Source organism: Paenibacillus sp. FSL M7-0656 (genome assembly GCF_038003225.1).
Lineage (GTDB): Bacteria > Bacillota > Bacilli > Paenibacillales > Paenibacillaceae > Paenibacillus > Paenibacillus amylolyticus.
In genome coordinates this window covers 4,888,432-4,912,171 of sequence record NZ_JBBOOT010000001.1, presented here as the reverse complement: position 1 = coordinate 4,912,171, position 23,740 = coordinate 4,888,432, and the positions used below count along the sequence as shown (strand labels likewise).

Below are 23,740 nucleotides of genomic sequence, written 5' to 3'. Positions count from 1 at the left end.
CTCATCCTTTGCGGCCTAAATAGTTAATAATCTGCTGTGCAGGCACTCTGGCTTCCTGCTTCAGTTGGGTGATGCCTTCTTCATGTTCCTTCAACCACTGTGAACGTTGATCCAGCAGTCCAACAACAGTCTTGGCGAGTTTATCTCCATCGAGTGTATCCGTATTTCCTGCTGGTTCACTGTCCAGACGAAGCAGGAATTGATCAATTTTCGGATCATACGAGATACCCACCGGAGGCACATATTGCGAAGCTGCATAGATCAGACTGTGCAGACGCATACCGATGACGAGATCACACTTGCTGACTTCCTCCAGCATAAGCTGAGGGTCGGTCAGATCTTCTGTGATACTAATCTCGCTGCCTTTGCTGGTCACATCACCGAGCATTTCCATAAGGAATCGTGATGCCTGTTCATCCACTGGCAGATGAAATGGCAGAAAACGCAGGTGCACCGCTCTTTTGGAGCACAGCTTTTTCAATCCGGCGGCAATAGCCGTAAGTTCCTTCCGGTCTGACTCCCAAAAACGTACCGATACGCCGATCACAGGAAGCTTGGTATGTCCTCCAGTTGAAGGTTCCACTCGATTAGCTTGAGTAGTAGCATTAGCAGAGACAGCATCTGCGCTCCTCTCAACTTTTGTTTCAGGTAATGGCAAACCCATTACAGGGTCGGGTACAACATGGATCTGATTCCACTGTAACCCGAGCCCACGCAGGTAGTCTGCAGATTGTTCATCCCGAACGGATACATAGGTGCAGGCTTTGAAGACCGATTTGATCATCGGATTAAAAATTTTACGATTCACAGGGCCAATCCCCTGTGCATAGATAAACGTTGGTTTTTTCAGCCACTGGGCCAGCTTGATTACACCCAGATAATAAGGAATGGATTTCAGTCCAGTTGCATCCTGCAACAGACTTCCTCCGCCACTGATTAACCCGTCGCTCTCTTTGAGTGCTTCACGGACTTCCTTCAATTTCATACGATGCACGGAGCGCACACCGTACATGGCGGTTGTCGACTCGGGATCACCCGAGAGAACAATAGGTTCAATCGTTATGTTCGACCTTTGGCTTTCCTCTTCCAGCGCTGTCAAAATCGACTTTAGCACCGCTTCGTCTCCGCTATTGCGGAATCCGTAATACCCCGAGATGACTAACTTTTGAGAAGTGGTGACCATTTTTTCCAACATCCTTCCGCTACTTGCCACACACCCACAGCAATGATACCGAAGATTAAGCCAAGTCCCAGTCCCATCACTCCACGAATGAGTGACAATACAGCCGGCGTATGGATATGCGCGAACGTATCCACCATGGACAACTGTCCAATCGCTGCAATAATGAGCACAAAGATAACTTTACGATATTTTAAAGCGGCGAACACGCCAACGATAAATAGCGGGTGTCCCAGCATAAATTCTTTGAATCTCGGACGTACACCGAACGTATCTTCCAACGTGGTACGAAGGAACATCTCTAATGGTGTTACTGAACCCGAGTTGCCTGTACGGCTCAAATAATAGTATCCAACAACGGCAGCAACAAGTGCCAAAACAACCATTAACACATTAATTGGCATACGAAGCATTTCTTTAATTTTCTTAATAGAGAACGAACCCGAACCACGATAAAACACAATATAGATCGCTACCAGTGCCATAGGTGCAAAGTGCAACAGACTCACGCCGCGGAACTGGTTAATCACCAGACTGTACGTAATACTGTTAAGCAATGCGATGACAAAAGGTACCGCCAGGAATGACAGAATCGAAGTTCTTACATATAACACCAACGTTTGTTTCAAACGACGACCCGCAGATGCGTCGGGTTGACGCTGTTGCTGATAGTTCACTGTACGAACGGCCAGCACCATCGCTATGGTCGGCGCGGCGATTGCCACAAGTAAGGCAATTCCTTGCTCCAGCAGCGTTGGTTTCAAAAGAAACAATCCTGCACTGCCCACCAAAGCGACCACAAATGCGATCAAAGTCAGTAGTGGGATAAAATAAGAAACCATAAGTGCAATCATGGCAATTGCACCAACAAGAGCAACCAGCTTGGCATAACGCTGAATCGAAGAATCCTTAACTGTAAATGCTTCAGCTTGTCCTAACTCGAATCCATGCTTCGCCATGCGTTCTACCGCATGACCCGGCTCACCCAGACTATTGATCAGATTCTCAATTGGATCTGTAATCATAGCCTTTGCTGTATTCCGGCTTGGCGATGCATTCATATAGAGCATACGAATATTGCGATCCTTGGTTGCGAGAACAAAACGGTCAGCAATCGTGTCTACGTCCAGATTGGCATCTCCATCACTAAGCGAGTACAGACGCGTAACGTTGTAATCCGTTTTATATGCAAGGGTCTGGAATCCAGACTGCGGTTTCTTCAAGTTCTCAATGGCTGCAAGACCAATATTGTGCTTGTTCAGCAACTGTGCAAATTGGTCGAGACTTTTCATCTCTGCATTATCATTGTACCCTTTCACAGCATCACCATCAAACAAGATGCGCGTTACGCCATTCTGTTCGAAGAAGGTAAGCAAGCGCTCCATCGATTCCTGGCTGTATGGCACACTGTCCGAGATCCGCGGCAAAATGTAGAAACCTTTATCACGCAGCATCTTCACGGCAACCGGATCGGGCTGCAAAGGCTGCATGTTGGCATTCTCCGGAGGAGTCTGCAATATTAAGCCGCTACGACCTTCATATTCCCATGGTACTACCGGAATCTGCCGATCAGCGAACGTTTGTTCAATAATAGGGGTATACGTCTGTGCGTTTTCCTCTGATGTAAATAACACATACGTGTAATTTGCATTAGAAGGGATCACATCTTTGGTCAGGTTCGCGAGATCCTGGCCGTTATATACCATTAGTCGGCGTGTCTTTCTCAGCTCGTCCAATGTACTTTCGAACACAGCCATCGTTGTTACGCCTGCGTCTTTTAGACGAGTCAATTGTTCATTCATGAAATCTTGCGGATGTGCCTGATAGGCGGAAATATCCAGCAGACCTCGATAGTTGAAGACAAGCTCCACCTTTTTGGCAGAAGATTCTGTCTGCACCCGATCACTGATTACAGGGATGGACGCGACCAGACCGATAATAACGACGAGCCACAACCACTTCCGAGAAGCGTTATTCCAATAAAGCCATTTTTGACGCACTACATGTACCTCCTCAAGTGTTGGAACCAACTGCACGTTCAGCTCAAGTAATTCGTTCATTTAACATTTATACAATAGGTTACAAACAGCTTGTGTCAACAAGCCCTCTTATATGCTATATAGATTGAACTAAAGCATTATTTACACTCGCCACTTCGATGGCAGAACAACCTTCCGATCGCTGTTATCCCCCGATTTTTTTGATTCACTTTTAATAAAGGTGAAAATCGGGTGATAAAGGCGAAGCATATCCTTCCGATGTAGCTTTCTCTTAGAAAGCTTTTAGTTTCACTTCTTCAGGTTATTTCTGCCCTCTACGTTCTCGTGTAAATGTTCAGTTCAATTTATATAGATCCATCTGTAATATTATTTCAAAGAAAAACCCCTCCGCCAACCAACCTTACGGTGCGGAGAGGCCTTCTCATGTTCTTACTCATGTTGCATTTGTATTATTGTGCGTCTACACGCGACATCACTGTAGTCACCAGACGCTCGATCCAGCTTTCCGCATCTTCCAAATTCTCTCCACGCACGGCGAAGTATACTTTGATCTTCGGCTCTGTTCCTGAAGGACGCAAGCAGAACCATGAACCGTCTGCCAAAATGAACTTCAGTACGTCCGCCTTCGGAAGACCGTCCAGACCAAGGGAGTAGTCCAGTACATCTTGTACAGCAATTCCCGCTACTTCTTGTGGCGGATTGGAACGCCAGTCCGTCATTTTGGCTTGAATCTGAGCCACGCCGTCTTTGCCTTTCAGCGTACGGGACTCCAGCTTCTCCAAGAAATATCCGAATTGGTTGTACAGCTCTTGCAAGACATCATACAACGTCTTGCCTTGGCTCTTATAATACGCAGCTGCTTCAGCAATCAGCATCGAGGCAAGGACAGCATCCTTGTCACGGGCATAGTTACCGGAAAGGTAGCCATAACTCTCTTCATATCCGAACAAGAATGTATGACTGCCTGTTGCTTCGAACTGGTTCATTTTTTCACCAATATATTTGAAGCCCGTCAGTGTGTTCATCACTTCTGCACCGTAATGTTCAGCAATAACAGCACCCATCTCACTTGTTACGATTGTTTTGACAACCGCACCATTGCTTGGCAGTGTACCTGTCTCTTGCAGGCGACTGAGCAGGTAATGTACCATAATGGCACCAGACTGGTTACCGGACAAGACGAAATATTTGCCATCATTGTCTTTCACGACAGCACCCATACGGTCTGCATCCGGATCGGTTCCGATCAGAATGTCAGCGCCTACGGATTCTCCCAGCTTCATTGCAAGCGTAAACGCTTCGCGTTCTTCCGGGTTAGGGGATTTCACGGTAGAGAACTCAGCATCCGGCTGTTCCTGTTCAGCCACAATGTGCACTTGCTCGAATCCGATCTGCTCCAGTACGCGACGTACAGGGATGTTGCCTGTTCCGTGCAGCGGTGTGTAAACGATTTTGAAATCACGGCCTATGCCGGATTGGATCAGTTCGCGGCTCAGACTGCGGCTTGCTACGGTATCCACAAACGCTTGGTCTTGGTCTTCACCCAACCAGATCAGGAGCCCTTGAGCTTCTGCTTCTTCTTGCGTCAGTTTCTTCACATCAGCAAGGGAAGGCACTTCCTGGATGTACTGAATGACTTTTTCCGCTTCATCCGGTACCAATTGACCGCCCTCATGATTGTATACTTTGTAGCCGTTATATTCCGGTGGGTTATGGCTCGCTGTTACAACGATCCCTCCAGTTGCCTTCTGATGACGCACTGCGAATGACAGCTCAGGAGTTGAACGCAGGGATGGGAACAGCTTGGCTACAATGCCGTTTCCAGCCAGTACAAGCGCAGCATCCAGTGTGAATTCAGGTGAGAAATGACGGGAATCATGAGCAATGACAACAGAAGGTTTGCCTTCTTGGTCACCATGCTGCTCAAGCAAATAACGCGCAAATCCTTGCGTTGCCCGACCTACGGTGTAACGGTTCATCCGGTTACTTCCCGCACCAATGACTCCGCGTAATCCCCCTGTACCAAACTCCAGGTTTCTGTAAAAACGTTCCTCCAGCTCTTTCGGCTGATCCTGCAAGTCACGAAGCTCCTGTTTCGTTGCTTCATCAATCGAAGCATCCTCCAACCATTGCTGCAACGTCTCTGCTGCTGCTGTGCTTAACTGTTCCATTCCGATAAACCCCTTCCGTCTATATAAATTCAGGTGTGCTGAGTTACTTCAGCATCTTGCATCATTCGGCCCGACTACGTTCCTGCATGATGTAAATGCTCACGTATGTAATCAGCTTGGGTCAGACAGTGCAAACATGATCTCGCCTTCAGCGACCACTTTGTCGTTCACTCTGGCAGTTGCTTTACCTTTACCAATAGAACCCTTCAGACGTGTAATCTCCACTTCCAGAATCAACGTATCTCCGGGCACAACTTGTCCACGGAATCGGAAGTTGTCCAGTCCCGCCAAAAATCCGATTTTTCCTTTGTTGCCTTCCAAATTCAGAATGGCTACTGCACCAACTTGCGCCAGCGCTTCTGTAATCAGTACACCCGGCATTACCGGATACTCTGGGAAATGACCAATGAAGAAAGGTTCGTTAATGGTTACGTTTTTCAAACCAACGGCACGTTTGCCATCCTCAATCTCTAGAATCTTGTCCACCAGCAGAAACGGGGGGCGGTGCGGGATGATTTCTTGAATCTGTTTGATATCGAGCACAGTGTAATCTCCTCTCAGGATGTTTATATGAGCGTTCTTCATCATGGATTTTTCATGTGCGCATAGGTGACCGTTACGGTTACGGATCGTTCTTTCGATCGCTGTTGTTTCCTAATGTTTCTGAACTATTTTTCAGATGGATAACATTAGGAAACAAAGGCGAGCGCTTCGCTTCTTTCGAACGATTCCGTTCCCTTCACTGACTTTAGTGCGGACATGGAAAACCTGATTATGATCAAGTCGAAGCTCATATAAAAGGTTTTTAATTTTTAAATTTTGTATAAAAAGCATATTTTCGGTTAACACTAGTTATATCCTTCATGACTGCAGTAGTGAAGGTTAAGATAAGGGGTCTCTCTTCGCGATGACGAATGTCTTTCGCAGGGGAGGCCTCTTTTGTGACGTCAAACGTCATCCATCATTATACTGTTTTCAACGTCAAAAAGAAAACTCCTGCCTGCGCAGGAGTTTTCGCTTAACTCGTTACATTATGGAGCGAATACCAGATTATATACATGTTCCCATGTACTCCATTGCCATACGGAACCGATATCCTGTTTGCCCAGTACCACATATCCAGCTACCATTCCGCCAGTGAGGGCAAGAACAAGCAGGACCGGAACCAGGAACCATCTTGCGATGCGCCATCCACTCTTCTTCTTCTTCTTGACTTCCTTTTTCTCCGGCTTACTGTTCTGCTGCTGTGTTTCTGTCATCACATTCACCTTTTACGCTCTCATATTGTTGGCAAGACCCAACATGGAATCACTTGAAGTTAGCGCCTTTGCCGCCAACTGATATGTCCGCTGTCCTTGCATAAGCAAAGACATCTCCTGTGTCATATCAACATTGGATTGCTCCAGAAATCCTGGTCGGATCAAGGCAGCTGCTTGACGTGTAGCTGCATTAGCGCCAAATACATCATCTTCGGTTAATCCCGCATCCAGACCAAACAGGTTATCCGCAAACTGCACCAGCCCCTCAGGACGTTCAATGTCTACCACTTGCAGCTGTGCTCCAATGGTTGCGTTTGCCGCATTACCGCGTCGGATTAACAGGTTGCCATTTTCATCAAAAGCAACTTTGCTATTATTCGGTGCCGTAATACGATTGCCTTGACGATCCAGGGCAAAGTGGCCTTCGCCATTGACCATCACCATCATATCAGGTGAATTCGGAGTAGGCTTAGGTCTTGTATCAGGTACAAAATGAAATGCACCCTGACGTGTCCACATTTTCTCCCCATTCGCTTCAACTGCAAACATCGCATTTCCTTCAATGGCCAGATCGGTCGGAAGACCAGTCTCGTTCAAGGGGCCTTGAGACATATCCTTCGTTACATCTGCCAAACGAGCACCAAAACCGAGGTTATATCCCATCGGTGTGGAACGTCCATCCAGTTTGTACTTGTCCGGTTGTTGTTGAACCCGGGTCAGCACATCCTCGAATGCCGCCTGCTTGCTCTTATAGCCTGCCGTATTCACGTTGGCAATATTATCGGAAATGACATCCAGACGCTGCTGTATGGCAGTCATGGAAACCTTGGCACTAATCATGGAATTATTCATTGGTGGTATACCCTCCCTTGTGTCCTGTCCACCCTCCCAAACCCTCCCTAGTAGGGAGGGCCCCAGATGGCGCTGCCCTCTGGACTCCCGAAACAGGCGGATTAGGTAAGTGGGGTACGATCTTGCTAAGTGGCGGTGGTGTGTGTGCGCCGCGACTGCCCGACTATGATTCCCGCCATCGTTTCACATGGCTGAATCATAGTCGGGCACGCTCTTTATGCGGCGTGTAGCTCCGCGGGGTCTCTTCCTTGCTTTGCTCCGCAAAGGACTGTCGAGACCATCGCTGCGCTCAGGTACTGCCACGCATTCCTCGCATAGGCTCGGTTGCGTCTAGGCTCTTGCGCTCCGCGGGGTCTCTCCTTGCTTTGCTCCGCAAAGGACTGTCGAGACCGTCGCTGCGCTCAGGTACTGCTACGCATTCCTCGCATAGGCTCGGATGCGTTTGGTTTGCGCTTCGCGTGAGCCTCTCTGCTTTGCTACGCAAAGGGCGTTTGGCTCTCCGCTGCGAGGTTATATTTAAACGTCGGCGTTATACACGCCCGACTTCATTGACGGCTTTATCCAGACTGCGGTCGTAGAATTGTACGATCTTCTGGTTTGCTTCATACGCACGGAATGCGGCGTTCATATCAACCGTTGCCTGTGAGGCATCAACATTGGAACCTTCCAGGTATCCCTGACGGATCTGCACATTATCATCAGCTGCCATCATCCGGGACGTTGCCCCGTTTGCATCGCTAAGACTAAAATTGCCATTACCTTGACGAACCAATTGATTCGGCTGGTCAATGACACTAATGCCAAGAGTAACCCCTGTTGGTGTACCTGTTGCTGCATCCACGAGACGACCTTGCTCATCCACTTTAAATTGCTCTACGGAACCTGTCAACACTACGGGTTGTCCATTATTATCCAACACTTGTGAACCTGTTGAACTCAGCAATTGTCCCGTTCCTGTGATCTCGAAGTGACCATCGCGTGTATATCCGGTGTTACCTTCTGCATCCTGAACTGTAAAATACGCCTGAGGCTGGTAAGTCACCGTGCCGTCGGCCCGTACAAATTTGCCTGATGCGTCAAACGGGACAGGTTGTCCAGTCTGCGGATCATTGACAGTCATATTGGATGAAATGGAAAAATCATTTTTCTGCCCAGTCTCCATAATGGTCCCCTGCAAATTCATGGACAAACTTTCTTCCGCGAACACCCCCGTGTTCAGCTTGCCCAGCCGCTTTGTTGGAAGATTTGCATCTCCGCCTACCAAAGTAATGAGCATTTCCGGGAAGGAACGGCTTACGCTGTTCACCTGTTTATATCCCGTGGTGTTCATATTTACGATATTCTGTGTTGCTGTGTCATGGCGGCGTTGTTGCGTAATCATTCCCGCAGTAGCGGTGTACAGACCTCTTAACATGAATTAACCCCTCTCCTCAAGCGCTTGACCTGCATCACAGGTTGGCTGCTTGTCCGTTCTGCTTTCCGAGCATGGCGAACCTTTGCTATTTATATCGGCAGATTAGAACTTTTTCTTAACCACCTGATCCAAATTATTAAGCATTATGCCTGTCCCCTTCACGACACAGTGCATTGGATCTTCCGCAACCCATACCGGTACATGCAATTCATTGGACAAAAGCTCGTCCAGTCCGTTCAGCAATGCACCTCCGCCAGTCAATACAACACCACGGTCGATAATGTCCGCTGACAATTCAGGCGGTGTACGTTCCAATACCGATTTGGCTGCCACGATGATGGATTGTACGGAATCCCAAAGCGCTTCCTGTACTTCATTTCCCGATATCGTTACGGTAACAGGAAGGCCGGATACCATATCGCGTCCGCGAATGTCCATCTCTGTTTGATGTCCACCCGGATGTACGGTACCAATCGCAATTTTGATGTCTTCAGCGGTCCGTTCACCGATCATGAGCTTGTACTTGGCTTTGATAAACTTGATAATGGCTTCGTCGAACTTGTCCCCTGCGACTTTAATAGAAGAGGCGGTGACCACGTCGCCCATAGAAAGGACTGCAACGTCAGTCGTACCGCCGCCGATATCCACGACCATATTGCCGCTCGGCTGAAAAATATCCATTCCCGCACCGATCGCTGCCGCTTTCGGCTCTTCTTCCAGAAACACTTCTTTGGCACCACTGCGTTCTGCCGCCTCACGGATGGCCTTCTGCTCCACGGAAGTAATGTTCGTTGGTGCACAGATCAGAATTCGAGGGTGGCTGTACCAGCTTCTTGCACCCACACGATTAATGAAATGTCTGAGCATCGCTTCTGTAATCTCGAAATCCGCAATAACGCCGTCACGCAGCGGTCTAATGGCAACAATGTTACCTGGAGTACGCCCCACCATACGACGCGCTTCTTCCCCAACAGCAAGGACACGCTTCGTATCTCTTTCAATGGTCACGACGGAAGGTTCATCGAGGACAACCCCACTTCCTTTCACGTGAATAAGCACGTTGGCCGTGCCAAGATCAATACCGATATCCTTGCTAAACATAAAAGAGCCCCCAAAGTGATATTATTTGGTCAGCGTATCCTGTGAAAAAGAGTCCCTTATCACGTCACCGCTCGTTCGACAAAGTGCAACATATATATGTAAAAATCGGGCTGATAAGATGTCATAATTCGATCCTGTACCAGCATTTAACATATCATACTTCAGGGGAGGGATTCAATGCATGTGTGAGCTTTTTGGCCTACGTCTTTGTGAAGATGCTTACGATTTGGCGGAAGCCAACACCTCACGTTTCTTGCCACTCGTTTTTTTGTATTTAATTTTGGTCGCTTCACCGCCCCGCAAATGGCGGATGGACTTGTGATACTCCAAAATGTGTTTCACCTGGTCAGCAAGATCAGGGTTGATTTCCGGCAGACGCTCCGTCAGATCCTTATGCACAGTACTCTTTGACACGCCGAATTCTTTGGCTATGGTACGGACCGTATTCCTCGTCTCAACAATGCAGCGACCAATTTTGATGGTCCGTTCCTTGATGTAATCGTGCACGCTCCCGCCTCCCTACTGTGTGGATAGTTTGGTACATTATATGAGGAGCATGCCTATATATTCGCGGTTTAGAGGTGTGACAAGCTTCGAAGGTCCCATTATTTTCTGAAAAGCACAAAAAGAGCAGAGGTTTAACCCCCTGCCCGTCATGTTGCTGCGGTAAAATTCATTTATTTTTCCGGAAGATATCCTTGAGGGTTAACCGGCTGTCCGTCTTCGTACACTTCAAAGTGAAGATGGTTGCCAAGCGTTTTACCCAATTCATTGACGCCAGCGGATGCAATCGCATCTCCCTGTTTCACTTCGTCGTCCTGTTTCACTTTGACGTCTGCCAAGCTTTGGTACACCGTCTTCAGGTTATCGCTATGTGTGATTTCCACAACTTGACCTGTGAGCGGATTTTGCTCAACCCGGGTAACTTTACCGGCGAGTGCTGCTTTGACTTCAAACGATTTGTTATCCCCACGTGCCAGATCCACACCCGTGTTCGGGATGAATGTATCATTGTACTGCACCATTGCCGCTTCATGTTCCTCGGTTGAAGCTTCGCTATCATAGAAAGGTTTCACTACCGAAATTTCGGACGGTACCGCTACCGGCCATACAAAATTCTCCGACTTTGCAACAACTTCCACACTTTCTTCTTCTCCACCTACTGCTGTTCCTTCTGTACCCGCCGATGCACCTGTTTCTACTACCCCGCTAGAAGGGTCCGAGTTTAGCGTTTTGTCGCCTGTGCCCTGATAGACCCACACTAAGGTTAGTATAATGCCTGCTGCTGCGATGTAGGCTGCCGGGAAGACCCAGCGTTTGGACATTGCTCTTTTCCATGAAGAGGGCTGGCTAGCCGGTACTCCTTGAGTTGTTTTAGGAGTTTCTTCTTGGTTTGTTTTTTTGTTTTGTTCATTCATGTTAATCACCTCAGTAACAAGTGTTACCGGGTGCAACTCTTTTATACACGCGCGACTCTAATTATTTTCACGGAGGTTTCAGAGAGTGCTATATATGTGAAGGGTGAGTGGTTAGTGCGTGCGCCGCTTCGGGGCCAGAAAACCTTTCGACCGCTGGTTACTACCAGATTTCTTCTATCACCTTCTTCAAAGGTGAAATCCGATAGTAAAGGCGGACACTTTGCTTCTACAGGTCTTTTCTGTCCCCTGCGCTCCCCATACGCTAGCACTCTCCTCATATATAGCCGAATCTCGAAAGCTCCGGAATGGGTGGTTGGTAGACTGGTCTGGATTGGATGTAGAGGCCAATCCTTCTATGAAGTGCATTTATCGGTGAGAGAAAGGATATAGTATGTGACTGGATAATGCAGATTTAAACCGCCCAGGTTCTTTGAAAGTGAGATGTGAGATTAGAGATAGACAAGGCACGCCAATACTGACTGTTCCATCTAACATCTAGATTTGAAAGAAGCTAAATCATGAATGGTTACAGTATAGTTAGAAGTTGCTTGGTAGACAGGGAACATAAATCAATTTTTTAACCTTAGGGCTTGGAAACTTGATTTCAACGTTCTGGTTCTGGTTCGGCTTGCTTATTGCGAATGAGCATGTAGTGAATGGCAGTATCCTCCATTTTGTTAATGATTAGATTATAAAATATTTCTAACGAACTCAGACGGCCTTATTGGCGGGGAAATCGCGGCTTAGAAATTCTAACGAACCGTAGACACGCTAATTACTCTTTTGGGCGCTATTATCGGATCAGTTCGGTGGTATGTCGTGATATAACGTGTCTGAGATTCGTTAGAATTTCCATTCGTTGTAATATCGCCTGATAAGGCCTCCCAGGTTCGTTAGCGTGCAACTGCTCTCATTCACATACATTTGCATACATTCGCACATACTCCTACTCATTCGAATTATTTCGCTTTATCCATCCGTGTTCATCTCTCCTACTTCGATGCAAGCATCTTGGATGCCTGTCCGAATGAAATGCCGGTATAGTAGTGTTTGAGAATCTGGGTGGCCGTGTGTCCCTCCTGTGCCATGCCGTTTGCTCCCCATTGGCTCATGCCAACCCCATGACCGTAACCGTACGTTGTAATCTGGATTTCGTCACCTGTGGTCTTCCAACTGAACTGGCTGGATCTTAATCCAAGCAGTTTACGAACCTCGGGTCCGCTGAATGTCTCACCCGCGATCTGCATTTCCTTAATCCGATGTCCTTTGGTTGTAGACAATACTTCCATCCACGATCCACCCTTCTGAGCGGTAACGGGAATGGCATCCAAGTTTAACTTCTGCAGAATATCATTACGCTTCATGGTGACGGTCTGTTTGAATCCTGGTGCCAGGTTTTTGTCCCACGGACTGTCTACACTTTGCAGATACGGTACGGCGTTCCCCCATACATCCTCAGCATTCTCGGTATACCCATTACTTGTGGAAAAAAAGGATGCGGTGATTGCCTTGCCCTGATATGTCATCACCGTATCTCGACTTTCGCGTACAGCCTGTTGTAGCTTCTCCCATTCCTTCGCCTTCCCTAGACGCGTCCAATCCGATTCCACCTGATCTGGCGGAATAAACACCTGATGGCTGACCGTATCCGTCACATCCGCCGCACCTGATGGAACACCGCTTGTATCACTCGCAGCTAACCTACGCACGATAAATGTACGAGCTGCTATTGCCTGCGCCTTTAACGCCTCCAGTCTGAATTCCGCAGGCATCTCAGCTGCCACCACCCCGGTAACATAGTCTTCCAATGGCAGATTCATCGTTGTGCCCGTTGCAGACAGGTATACGCGCACTTTAGGTTCAGGGTACGTAACAGGAACGGCTGGCGCAGGAGCTGGGGTTCTTGTACTGCTTGAATCTGTTGGAGCAGGGATCGGCTTTGGTGATTCGCTTGTCCGCGGCCATACCAGAATTACCGGAATCAGTAACGCCATTGCCAATAAGGCAGATACAGCGGTAGCAGGTTGCCATCGCGTCGTATTACGTCCCCATCGGGGTTTTCGTCCAAATGTCCGCATTCGGCGACGCTTCACTCGGCGGAACTGGTCCAGCTCAATAACAGGTATATGAATATGCTCGGTTGTCTGTCGGTTCAGTTCATCTGCCGACACCCGTCCTGGATTGGATAATCTTGCAGGCTGTGATGGAACAGTCCTCAGGTTCAATGGGGCAGGCTTGTCTTTTTCCACTCCAGAAACGATATTTCCCTCCGGCTCTTGCATACCTGGACGAGGGACAAGGGGTACCTTTACCTGTACACGAGCTTCTTTCATTCGAATATAACCCTCCGTTATCTATGGCCGGTCATGTGCCGGTCGTGTTGTTCAAATCCATAGTTTAGGTTATGAGCTGGCTTGATCTGATAGAACCTGATTTGAGAGAAACGAGGCCCTTTTCGTTCTGCTCAATTTCTTGTTTTCTTTTGCTATGTACATCTTAGAAACGTTGATCTGTCGCTGAATACCAGTGTTAGCTGGTACCGACACCCTATATAAAGTATGCTCTTTCATTTGGTTCAGAATCGATACAGAATACGATGTTATGCTATACAAGTTAGGACCAGCTATTAATAGAATCAGGTATCAAATATCTCGTTGTCTTCTTAAAAGTAAACACAAAAAAAGCCAAGCCAGATGGCTTAGCTTTATCATTTTTGACAATTACGTTCCATCGCATTCATAATCTACACAACCGCGTGACTTATAATAGAGGGACCATATTTTTTCTATTCAATCCAGTGTTAAGCCAAAGTTGGTTGCACCTTAAACATCGGTACTTCTTTCTCCACTTTTTCACTAGGTGCTTTGGTTGCTTCCAGCTTAGGCTCATCAACCGAGATCCGATAGATGTCAGCGCCAAGTCCGTTAAGCTTCTCAGCGAGATGTACATAGCCACGGTCGATGTGATGAACACCGCCCACTTCCGTTGTACCTTCAGCAACAAGACCTGCAATAATGAGTGCGGCACCCGCACGCAGATCGGTAGCCGTTACTTTGGCACCCTTCAGTTTGGCATTACCTGTGACGATGGACGAACGTCCTTCGACTTTGATCTCCGCATTCATCAATTGGAATTCATCCACATGCATGAATCGGTTTTCAAAAACAGTCTCTGTCACGACACTTGTTCCTTCAGATGCAAGCAAAAGTGCCATCATCTGGGATTGCATATCGGTCGGGAATCCTGGGTATGGTAATGTTTTTACATCCACAGCTTTAAGAGGGCGATCTGCGATTACACGCACGCCATTCTCATCCGGTTGGATTGTAACACCCATCTCTTCAAGCTTCGCGATAACGGAGCCTAAATGATCAGAGATTGCACCTTCAATGTACACGTCACCACCAGAAATTGCAGCAGCAGCCATATACGTACCAGCTTCTACCCGATCCGGAATAACGGTGTGTGTAACACCTGTCAGTTTCTCCACACCTTCAATGCGGATCACTCCAGTACCAGCACCACGTACGATGGCACCCATTCCATTCAGGAAGTTGGCAAGATCCACAATCTCAGGTTCTTTTGCCGCGTTCTCCAGAACAGTTACACCTTCGGCCAATGTTGCAGCCATCATAATATTTTGAGTGGCACCTACGGAAGCCACATCCAGATAAATTTTCGCGCCACGCAACCGACCTTGGCTACGAGCTTCGATATAACCTTGGCCCAAGCTGATCTCTGCGCCCATGGCTTCAAAACCTTTCAAATGCTGATCAATAGGCCGTGTACCGATGGCACATCCACCAGGAAGTGAGATTCTTGTATGACCCATACGAGTCAACAAAGGCCCCATGACCAGGAAAGACGCCCGCATTTTACTTACCCATTCATACGGGGCTTCACAGGAAGTAAGTTTCTCCGCATTTACGGTAATCACTTCGTCCCGGTATGTAACTCCCGCTCCCAGCGATTCCAACACCTTGTTAATCGTCATCACATCGTCTAGAGGAGGCGCGTCAATAATAACGCTTTGTCCTTCTTCCCCTAAGAGAGAGGCAGCGATGATCGGAAGAACAGAATTTTTAGCGCCGCTAACTTTGACACTTCCGGTCAACCTTTTGCCACCGCGGACGATAAATTTGCTCATCATGGTTCCCTCCGCGCTTTTATTCCCTTTTCTTCATTCCGGAATACGTAAGCCCCACTATGCTAGAAAGGACTGTTGCTGTGTGTGGAATTTCGACATATTCTGGCATATTGCCACAGATGTCTGTTCAGAAAAGAATTGGTTTTTATAATCCATATCAATGATACCATGTGCCGTGCATCTTGCTATTCAGCATGTAAAAATCAGTGTCTTACAAGCCAGCAGAGCATCAGAACAGACAGAGTGGGATGGTTATTAGCCGGCATGAACCGGATATCCCGTTTATAACTACAAAATAAGTGAACAATTGTGAATTCCCTAACTTCCATCATAACATTGTTGAATTGTACGATACAAGCATTTTTACATAAAACATCTCAAATTCATCCAATTTTACGTCACATTTTTTTCTTAATTTCTTTACCGACAACTCATACTCTAATTGTTAACACAATTAATCGATGTTATTCGACAATGAGCAGCTTGAAGAACCTAACAGATGATTAACCAACCATCTCAACATTAAAACAAATTACGCAACATTTGAGTCCAGGACAAGTAGTCAATGACAAAGCCAGCAACGGCATGCCCCAAAATGATGGCGAGCAACAAATGCAACAGTCTTCCCTGAGCACCTCGTGGTTGCCTGATGATTAAATCCAGTTTGAGATTTGTCAAAGCCCACCAAGACAACGCTATACATAACAGGGAGACGATGATTGAGACCAAGCCGTTCGTGCTTAACGCCTGGTTCACCTGATTCGTCAGATCAGTATCCATATATTCTTTACCTCCACATTTGTTGCAGCGATCAGCATATCATATGCCCGGCACCCATAACTTGTTAGTATACTGGAATGTCTTAAGCACAACATACTGAGCGTACTGTCAGATTTACTCCTGCCAGGCAGGAATCTCCTGATGCCCAATCACCGAGCAGCAACAATGCGGCTGTGCATGACTATGGAATCTACTACGCAGCTTCCTGCTTCTGCTGACTCTATGGAATATAGGCTCTTTCATCATACATTGTCAATTACATTGATTTCCACTTCTAAAATATTTTAATTTTAAAATGCCGGGATTTTGTGACTAAAACGACATAAAAGAGCGCTATTTCGATATCGATTCTGTCATTTCCTCGGAAATAATTTAAATTTACTCATGAAAAAAATGGTTCTCTTAGTGGTAAATGCGCCCACTACTTTAGTCCTACATTCTATTCAAATAATCATAATCGGTGAATATTTTGCTTAAAATACTTCTGTTTACTGAAGGGATAGGATGGATTTGTGGTCAGCCCTTTTGATATATTCAATAAAACAATTCTATCAAACAAACTCAAAAAGCCCGGCAGACTAAGCCGCCAGGCTTCCAAGAATCGTTTATTTGCCGAACACATTAATCCGGTTAACCGCTTTTTGCAGCGCAATCTCTGCACGACGGTGATCAAAGTGGTCCTGATTGCTTTGGCTTGCAAGCCGACGTTCTGCCCGCTCTTTCGCCGCACGCGCACGATCCACATCAATGCTTTCCGGGAATTCAGCACTCTCTGCGAGTACAACAACCTTATCTTTACGAACTTCGATAAACCCGCCACCGATAGCAACTCGTTTATTTTCTTTTCCGTTATGGATATAGATTGGTGCAATCTGCAAAGGTGTAACCATAGGAATATGACCTGGCAGAATGCCCAGTTCCCCTTCAATACCACGAGCCGTAATGCTATTCACCTGTTCTGAATAGACCAAACGCTCGGGTGTTACGATTTCCAACAAAAAGGTGCTCAATTCCATCCCTCCTGAAATATCCGAAGGATAGCCCGCTTCATAAGGACAATCCTGGATTCAGACTAAACCAGTGTTTTGGCTTTCTCCACTGCCTCTTCAATTGTACCAACAAAGAGGAAAGCTGCTTCCGGAAGATCATCATACTTACCTTCGAGAATCTCTTTAAAGCTGCGCACCGTTTCTTTAACTGGAACGTATTTACCCGGAATACCGTTAAATGCTTCAGCAACGTGGAAAGGCTGGGACAAGAAACGTTGGATTTTACGAGCACGGTATACAAGCGCTCTATCTTCTTCACTCAACTCGTCCATACCCAGGATTGCAATGATATCTTGCAATTCATTGTAACGTGCCAAGATACGTTTAACGCCTTGAGCTACGCTGTAGTGTTCTTCACCTACAACTTCAGGGGACAAGATCCGGGAGCTGGAAGCTAGTGGATCTACCGCAGGGTAGATACCCATCTCGGAAATTTTACGCTCCAAGTTCGTCGTTGCATCCAAGTGGGCAAACGTCGTTGCAGGAGCCGGGTCAGTGTAGTCATCCGCAGGCACGTAGATGGCCTGGATGGATGTTACAGAACCTTTTTTCGTTGAAGTGATGCGCTCTTGCAATTGACCCATTTCTGTTGCCAGCGTAGGTTGGTAACCTACCGCGGAAGGCATACGTCCAAGCAAGGCAGATACTTCTGAACCAGCTTGGGTGAAACGGAAGATGTTATCGATAAAGAGCAACACGTCACGGCCTTCTTCATCACGGAAGTATTCCGCCATCGTCAGACCTGTGAGGGCTACACGAAGACGTGCGCCTGGAGGCTCGTTCATTTGTCCGAAGACCATTGCTGTTTTGTTGATAACGCCGGAATCACTCATCTCGTGATACAAGTCATTACCTTCACGTGTACGCTCACCAACACCCGCGAATACGGAGATACCGCCGTGCTCTTGTGCGATGTTATTGATCAATTCCTGAATGGTTACCGTCTTACCTACACCGGCACCACCGAAGAGGCCGATTTTACCACCTTTAGCGTAAGGTGCGAGCAAGTCGATAACTTTGATTCCTGTCTCCAGCATTTCTGCTTGGGTAGTCAGTTCATCAAATGCAGGTGCTGAACGGTGAATCGGGTTCTTGTGCTCAGCAGCTACGGCACCGCCAGTATCAATTGCTTCGCCGAGTACGTTAAATACACGACCCAGTGTTGCTTCTCCGACGGGTACAGAGATTGGTGCTCCTGTATCTAAAGCTTCCATACCACGAACAAGTCCATCCGTGGAGGACATCGCAATACAACGTACTCGGTTGTCACCCAGATGTTTCGAAGCTTCGAGTGTAAGGTTTACACTAACGCCGCTCTCACTTACTGTAGTGATCGTAATGGCATTGAGGATTTCCGGCAGACCGCCGCGATCAAACTCGACGTCAACAACCGGACCCATGATGCTCACAACGCGTCCTTTGTTCATCTTAACGTTCCCCTCCTACAAGCCTGCTACTTTTGCAAAAATAATGTACCGTTCGTTTATCTTTGCTCTGCAAGCCTTCATTAATAAAAAAACGGTTAGCCTTGTGCTGCGTTGGCACCTGCCACAATTTCCGTAATCTCCTGCGTAATCGCCGCTTGACGGGCACGGTTATAGGTCAATGACAAGTCGTTAATGAGTTTGGATGCATTTTTGGTTGCATTACCCATTGCTGTCATTTTCGCCCCCAGCTCACTTGCCTTACCGTTCAGAAGTGCACCATAGATCAGCGTTTCCGCGTAACGCGGAAGCAAGACCTCCAGTACAGCTTCAGCAGACGGCTCGTATTCGTAGCTTGCCGTTGGTCCTTCCGCAGCAGTTACCTCAGGTGTTTCCATCGGAAGAAGTTTTTCTACCGTAGGAATCTGGGTCAACGCATTCACAAAGCGGTTATAACAAATGTACAATTCATCAAATTCAGCCAGTTCAAACCCATGAACAGCTTCGTGTGCGATGGATTTGATGTCTGCAAATGAAGGCGAATCCGACAGATCCGTTGTTGTGGATGCCATCGCAATTTCACGACGTCTGAAGTAATCGCGTCCTTTACGTCCAATGACGAACAATTCGTAGTCATCTTGGGAGTTGTGGCGCTCTTTGAGCGTCTGATTAACCTGACGCAAAACGTTCGCATTGTATCCACCTGCAAGACCACGGTCCGATGTAATGATCAGGTAAGCTGTCTTTTTGACCGGACGGCTCTCCAGCATCGGATGCTGTATACCTTGCGTGCTTGATGCAATACTAGCTACAACTTCTTTCAGCTTCTCCGAATACGGACGGGCTGCTTCCGCTTTTTCCTGCGCTTTACGCAGTTTTGCAGCAGCTACCATCTCCATTGCTTTGGTGATCTGCTTGGTGCTTTGTACGCTTTTAATTTGCCGCTTAATTTCGCGCATGCCTTTTGCCATGATTTCACCACCTCAAAACTTTGACGGGGTCAAAGTTACTTCGTAAGCATCACCACTAGTTTTGACAAAGTCAAAACTACATCGTAAGCATCATCTTTTTTGACAGAGTCAAAGTATTACATGCAGACATGCGGAATCGGTTAGACAACTCCGCACCTGCAATCATTTATTTAGACAGAGACAGCAAAGCTCTTTCTGAACTTCTCAATTGCACCTTTCAGTGCATTTTCGTTGTCTGCAGTCAATTCTTTAGTATCACGGATGGATGCAAGAATCTCCGGATGGCTGCTCTCCATGAACGCGAGGAACTCACGCTCGAAACGAGTAACATCACCTGTTGGAATCTCATCCAGGAATCCTTTAACCGCAGTGTACAAGCTGACAACCTGTTGTTCTACAGGCAGAGGCTGGTTAACACCTTGCTTAAGGATTTCCATCATACGCGCACCACGATTCAGGCGGGCCTGAGTCGCTTTATCCAGATCGGAACCGAACTGGGAGAACGCTTGAAGCTCACGATATTGAGCGAGGTCGAGACGCAGGGAACCTGCAACCTTTTTCATCGCTTTGATCTGAGCAGAACCACCGACACGGGATACGGAAATACCTACGTTGATCGCCGGGCGTTGTCCAGCATTGAACAAGTCAGCTTCCAGGAAGATTTGTCCGTCCGTGATGGAGATTACGTTCGTTGGGATGTATGCAGATACGTCGGAAGCTTGTGTTTCAATAAACGGCAGTGCGGTTAAAGAACCACCACCAAGTTCATCATTCAGCTTCGCAGCACGCTCCAGCAAACGGGAATGCAGGTAGAAGACGTCACCCGGATAAGCCTCACGGCCCGGTGGACGACGAAGCAACAAGGAAAGCTCACGATATGCAGAGGCTTGTTTGGTCAAGTCATCATAGATAACCAGAACGTGCTCGCCTTTGTACATGAAGTACTCACCCATCGAACAACCGGAATACGGTGCGATGTACAAGAGTGGTGATGGATCGGAAGCTGCTGCAGTTACAACGATTGTGTACTCCATTGCGCCTTTACGACGAAGAGTTTCCACAACTTGAGCAACCGTAGACTGTTTCTGACCAATAGCCACATAGATACACTTCATGCCGCTACCTTTTTGGTTCAGGATCGCATCAATCGCGATGGATGTTTTACCTGTTTGACGGTCACCGATGATCAACTCACGTTGTCCACGACCGATTGGAACCATTGCATCAATGGCTTTGATCCCTGTTTGCATCGGCTCATGAACCGATTTACGATCCATTACGCCTGGTGCTTTACCTTCAACCGGACGGAATTCCGTTGTAGCGATTGGCCCTTTGCCATCTACAGGAATACCGAGCGGGTTCACAACGCGTCCAATCAATGCTTCGCCTACAGGCACTTGCATGATTTGACCAGTACGTTTCACTTGGTCACCTTCACGAATATCGTAGTAAGGTCCCAGGATAACGACACCGACATTGCTTTCTTCGACGTTCATGGCGAGTCCCATAACACCGCTTGGGAATTCAACCAACTCGTTGGACATGACGTTCTCAAGTCCGTAAACACGAGCGATACCATCACCAACCTCGATTACCGTTCCGACTTCGACTACATCGATATCGGTCTTGTATTGTTCGATTTGGCTCTTAATTAATGTACTGATTTCTTCTGGTTTGATACTCAAGTGTCCTCACCCCAATCTACTGTACTCGTCTGTTAAAAGACTGCTCAAGACGTTCGAGCTTGCCAGCCAAGCTGCCGTCATAGATCGTATCGCCAATGGCGACTTTCAATCCGCCCAGCAGAGTCGGATCAACAATGTTCTCGATACGAATCTTTTTATTCACACGGCCACCGAATTCACGGGCTACCGCTTCTTTTTCTTCATCATTCAACGCATAAGTCGAGTAGACACGTGCATCAGCGATGCCCAGCGACTCACCTTGGATCTTCCGATAATCATTCAGCAAGTCTCCCAGCAATTCAACGCGTCCGCGCTCAATCAACAACAAGACTGTACGAAGGACTGAATCGGATACCTTGCCATCAAGACTTGAGTGAATCACGTTCTGCTTCGCTTCATCAGAAATATTAGGGGATACGATAAATTTTTCGATATCTGCATCTCCAGTCAATGCACTGACTACTGCAACCAGTTCCTGTTCAACCTCAAGCACCTGCTGTTGCTGAAGAGCAACTTCGAACAATGCTTTCGCATAACGCTTGGCAACTATCGTATCGCGGCTCATTGTCGGCCTCCTACCTCATTGAGGTATTGGTTCACAAGCTCTTCTTGTGCAGGACCGTTCTCAACTTCTTTTTTGATCAACTTGGATGCAATCTGAACGGAAGCTGTACCCAGTTCGCTGCGAAGTGCTGCGACTGCTTTGTTCTTCTCGCTCTCGATTTCGCGTACTGCATCGTCTTTCAGACGATTAGCTTCAGCTTTTGCATCAGCCAAAATCGATTCAGCTTGTTTGCCACCTGTTTGTTTGGACTGTTCAATGATGTCGTAAGCATCTTGACGTGCTTGCTCAAGAGCTTGTTTTTGTTCCTCCACATAGGCAATGGCCTGTTCCCGAGTCTGTGCAGCCTCATTCATCTGCGTCATCACGAGTTCACGACGTTTTTCCATAATGGAGAACAAAGGCCCGAAGGCATAACGGCTAAGCAGCCAATATAAAATTGCAAATGCAACAATCGCAAGAAGCGTATTTTCCCATATGAAACTCAATCTGTTCACTCCTTCCTGGAGGTATCCTTGAAACGTCATCCGTTAGAACGGACATTACCTAAAAAGAAGGCGCGGATGGCTATGGCCTTCCCCGCCAAACCTTTAAAATTTGATTAAGCCATACCGTAGAACATGAACGCGAGTACCACACCGATGATCGGCAATACCTCGATCAAACCTACACCGATAAACATTGTTGTTTGAAGAGTGGATTTTGCTTCCGGTTGACGGGCAATACCTTCCACCGTTTTGCTGATTACCATACCGTTACCAATACCTGCGCCAAACGCGCCCAGTCCTGCAACAATTGCTGCTGCGATTAATGCCATTGCTCCCATTTGTATATCCTCCTTAAAATAATAAATCGAATTTTTTATTGTTCAGCCTGGTGAAGAAATCTTCGTAGGGCTTGAAACTTAATGCTCGTCATGCGTCTCGATGCTCTGTGAAATGTACACCATCATCAAGATAACAAACACAAATGCCTGGATCGCGCCGATAAAGATACTAAAGCCTTGCCACACCATAAGTAGCGGAATCGCTGCAATAGCACCAAACACTTTGAATGTGGTCAGTTTCAGGATCGTTGCGATCAGTACCTCACCCGCGAAGATATTCGCGAATAGACGCATACCGTGTGTCAACAGCTTGGATGCCGTCTCAATCAAGTTGATTGGCAAGAACAAGGCGAATGGCTTGAAGTAATGCTGGAGATATCCTTTTGTGTTACGGAACAATCCAAGTCCATGAGATACAAGGAACGCTACAAGAGCTAGTCCCATCGTTACAGACAAGTCGGCTGTTGGTGATTTCCACCAGGCAAGTTCAACGTGTGGGTGTGCTTCAGGGTCCTTGGCATGCGCTTTTTCAAACGCCTCCACCGCTGTAACAATCGGCTTACCGAATACCTGTGCCTGATTAACATCTGTTACCTCAGATACAGCCACGAGCGGAAGGCCGAGCATGTTCCCTACAAAAATGAACATAATCATGGAAAGAGCGAGAGAGATAAAATGTTTACCTTTCTTCATATCCATTGTGCTGGAAATCAGATTGCGGACGAATTCTACTGCCCACTCCATAAAATTTTGCAGCTTGCCGGGATTTTCAACGGATAATCTCCGTGTTGCCAGTACAGCAAAAATAAAAACAATTGCACCTGTAACTACCAGCATCAACAGAACCGATAGATCCAGTCGAAATCCGCCAAGCATAATAATTGGAGCTTCATGCATATTT

Annotated in this window: 21 protein-coding genes; all 21 read right to left on the bottom strand. The window is 47.1% G+C overall.

Annotated elements, in window-relative coordinates:
• Window position 1: 1 nt before the first annotated feature.
• On the bottom strand, window positions 2–1,183 hold the full coding sequence (gene csaB / locus MHI01_RS21675) for a polysaccharide pyruvyl transferase CsaB (protein ID WP_340984103.1): 1,182 nt from the start codon (window positions 1,181–1,183) through the stop codon (window positions 2–4).
• On the bottom strand, window positions 1,159–3,180 hold the full coding sequence (locus MHI01_RS21670; protein WP_340984891.1) for a DUF5693 family protein: 2,022 nt from the start codon (window positions 3,178–3,180) through the stop codon (window positions 1,159–1,161). The genes csaB and MHI01_RS21670 overlap by 25 nt, the downstream gene beginning before the upstream one ends.
• Before the next feature lie 449 nt (window positions 3,181–3,629).
• The gene (locus MHI01_RS21665) at window positions 3,630–5,351 is read right to left on the bottom strand and encodes a phospho-sugar mutase (protein ID WP_047840692.1); all 1,722 of its coding nucleotides are present in this window, start codon (window positions 5,349–5,351) and stop codon (window positions 3,630–3,632) included.
• A 111-nt stretch (window positions 5,352–5,462) separates the two neighbouring features.
• The gene (gene fabZ / locus MHI01_RS21660) at window positions 5,463–5,894 is read right to left on the bottom strand and encodes a 3-hydroxyacyl-ACP dehydratase FabZ (protein WP_036613058.1); all 432 of its coding nucleotides are present in this window, start codon (window positions 5,892–5,894) and stop codon (window positions 5,463–5,465) included.
• A gap of 488 nt (window positions 5,895–6,382) precedes the next feature.
• On the bottom strand, window positions 6,383–6,610 hold the full coding sequence (locus MHI01_RS21655) for a DNA-directed RNA polymerase subunit beta (protein WP_340984102.1): 228 nt from the start codon (window positions 6,608–6,610) through the stop codon (window positions 6,383–6,385).
• 12 nt (window positions 6,611–6,622) lie between these two features.
• Window positions 6,623–7,462 (bottom strand): flagellar hook-basal body protein, encoded by an 840-nt coding sequence (locus tag MHI01_RS21650; protein ID WP_340984100.1) that lies wholly within the window; start codon window positions 7,460–7,462, stop codon window positions 6,623–6,625.
• 529 nt (window positions 7,463–7,991) lie between these two features.
• On the bottom strand, window positions 7,992–8,876 hold the full coding sequence (locus MHI01_RS21645; protein ID WP_340984099.1) for a flagellar hook-basal body protein: 885 nt from the start codon (window positions 8,874–8,876) through the stop codon (window positions 7,992–7,994).
• A gap of 102 nt (window positions 8,877–8,978) precedes the next feature.
• The gene (locus MHI01_RS21640) at window positions 8,979–9,977 is read right to left on the bottom strand and encodes a rod shape-determining protein (protein ID WP_036612542.1); all 999 of its coding nucleotides are present in this window, start codon (window positions 9,975–9,977) and stop codon (window positions 8,979–8,981) included.
• 219 nt (window positions 9,978–10,196) lie between these two features.
• Complete coding sequence (spoIIID, locus tag MHI01_RS21635; RefSeq protein ID WP_024632710.1) at window positions 10,197–10,484, bottom strand: sporulation transcriptional regulator SpoIIID; 288 nt, start codon at window positions 10,482–10,484, stop codon at window positions 10,197–10,199.
• 170 nt (window positions 10,485–10,654) lie between these two features.
• The gene (locus MHI01_RS21630) at window positions 10,655–11,395 is read right to left on the bottom strand and encodes a M23 family metallopeptidase (RefSeq protein ID WP_340984098.1); all 741 of its coding nucleotides are present in this window, start codon (window positions 11,393–11,395) and stop codon (window positions 10,655–10,657) included.
• 992 nt (window positions 11,396–12,387) lie between these two features.
• On the bottom strand, window positions 12,388–13,728 hold the full coding sequence (gene spoIID / locus MHI01_RS21625; protein WP_340984097.1) for a stage II sporulation protein D: 1,341 nt from the start codon (window positions 13,726–13,728) through the stop codon (window positions 12,388–12,390).
• Between the two features lie 467 nt (window positions 13,729–14,195).
• Window positions 14,196–15,542 (bottom strand): UDP-N-acetylglucosamine 1-carboxyvinyltransferase, encoded by a 1,347-nt coding sequence (murA, locus tag MHI01_RS21620; protein WP_017691942.1) that lies wholly within the window; start codon window positions 15,540–15,542, stop codon window positions 14,196–14,198.
• A gap of 522 nt (window positions 15,543–16,064) precedes the next feature.
• Window positions 16,065–16,322 (bottom strand): DUF1146 family protein, encoded by a 258-nt coding sequence (locus MHI01_RS21615; protein ID WP_017691941.1) that lies wholly within the window; start codon window positions 16,320–16,322, stop codon window positions 16,065–16,067.
• A gap of 605 nt (window positions 16,323–16,927) precedes the next feature.
• Window positions 16,928–17,332: a F0F1 ATP synthase subunit epsilon gene (locus tag MHI01_RS21610; protein ID WP_036612555.1), complete on the bottom strand. Its 405-nt coding sequence runs from the start codon at window positions 17,330–17,332 to the stop codon at window positions 16,928–16,930.
• Between the two features lie 62 nt (window positions 17,333–17,394).
• Window positions 17,395–18,798 carry a F0F1 ATP synthase subunit beta gene (gene atpD / locus MHI01_RS21605; protein ID WP_047840699.1) on the bottom strand — a complete coding sequence of 468 codons (1,404 nt, stop codon included), beginning with the start codon at window positions 18,796–18,798 and terminating at the stop codon, window positions 17,395–17,397.
• A 95-nt stretch (window positions 18,799–18,893) separates the two neighbouring features.
• On the bottom strand, window positions 18,894–19,766 hold the full coding sequence (gene atpG, locus MHI01_RS21600) for an ATP synthase F1 subunit gamma (protein WP_036612560.1): 873 nt from the start codon (window positions 19,764–19,766) through the stop codon (window positions 18,894–18,896).
• 170 nt (window positions 19,767–19,936) lie between these two features.
• Window positions 19,937–21,451, bottom strand: a complete 1,515-nt coding sequence (gene atpA / locus MHI01_RS21595; RefSeq protein ID WP_047840700.1) for a F0F1 ATP synthase subunit alpha — start codon at window positions 21,449–21,451, stop codon at window positions 19,937–19,939.
• A 16-nt stretch (window positions 21,452–21,467) separates the two neighbouring features.
• On the bottom strand, window positions 21,468–22,016 hold the full coding sequence (locus MHI01_RS21590) for a F0F1 ATP synthase subunit delta (protein WP_036612565.1): 549 nt from the start codon (window positions 22,014–22,016) through the stop codon (window positions 21,468–21,470).
• Window positions 22,013–22,501 (bottom strand): F0F1 ATP synthase subunit B, encoded by a 489-nt coding sequence (atpF, locus tag MHI01_RS21585; RefSeq protein ID WP_036612568.1) that lies wholly within the window; start codon window positions 22,499–22,501, stop codon window positions 22,013–22,015. The genes MHI01_RS21590 and atpF overlap by 4 nt, the downstream gene beginning before the upstream one ends.
• 113 nt (window positions 22,502–22,614) lie before the next feature.
• Complete coding sequence (gene atpE, locus MHI01_RS21580) at window positions 22,615–22,839, bottom strand: F0F1 ATP synthase subunit C (protein WP_017691934.1); 225 nt, start codon at window positions 22,837–22,839, stop codon at window positions 22,615–22,617.
• Between the two features lie 78 nt (window positions 22,840–22,917).
• Window positions 22,918–23,736, bottom strand: a complete 819-nt coding sequence (gene atpB, locus MHI01_RS21575) for a F0F1 ATP synthase subunit A (RefSeq protein WP_017691933.1) — start codon at window positions 23,734–23,736, stop codon at window positions 22,918–22,920.
• Window positions 23,737–23,740 lie beyond the last annotated feature (4 nt).